Source organism: Bacillus sp. LR--39 (genome assembly GCF_053613335.1).
Genome location: NZ_JBSIOT010001317.1, coordinates 1 through 573, shown reverse-complemented (window position 1 = coordinate 573; position 573 = coordinate 1). Strand labels below are relative to the sequence as shown.

The following is a 573-nucleotide window of genomic DNA, read 5'->3' as shown; positions in this document are numbered from 1 at the left end:
AGGAATGAGCCGATGCCGAATGGGAATAAAGTTTGTTTCAAGCATGTGCGGTTCGAGATAGCGCGCATAGCCCAAGCCGCCGGCAGCGGTAAAGAGCCCTGCTGCGGCAAGGCCTAAGAAGCCTTTTAAAAATTGTCTTCTGGACGGATTTTTCATAATCAACCAACCTTTAATAGATTCTCTACATTATATCATCCAGAAAAGCCATTTTAGGACAGTCCGCATGTTTTGTTAATTTTTTTTAATTTATATGATAAACTATCAATTGAATGAATACTCATTCATAACAAGGGGGATGGATATGGACAGAAAAGTTGTAATCGTGACCGGCGGGTCGAGCGGAATGGGAAAAGCGATCGCCAAAAAGCAGGCTGAAGAAGGATGGAATGTGATGATTACGGGCAGAACACAAGAAACGCTCGAAGCGGCCAAAGAAGAAATTGAAACTTTTGCCGGGCAGGTGGCCGTATGCCGGATGGATGTCCGGTCTGTTGAAGATGTGGAACAGATGATCACAGAGGCGGCAGGACGGTTTGGCACGATCGACGCTTTGGTTAACAATGCCGCAGGCAA

2 protein-coding genes are annotated in these 573 nt (G+C 45.9%); one reads left to right on the top strand and one right to left on the bottom strand.

Annotation, left to right across the window (positions count from 1 at the left end; translation table 11 throughout):
• The coding region (locus tag ACWHAR_RS30220; protein ID WP_452088822.1) for a twin-arginine translocation signal domain-containing protein at nt 1-156 on the bottom strand (156 nt) is incomplete at its 3' end.
• A gap of 145 nt (nt 157-301) precedes the next feature.
• Here ACWHAR_RS30220 and ACWHAR_RS30215 point away from each other — a divergent pair.
• A partial coding sequence (locus ACWHAR_RS30215) for an SDR family NAD(P)-dependent oxidoreductase (RefSeq protein ID WP_452088821.1) occupies nt 302-573 on the top strand: 272 nt, incomplete at its 3' end.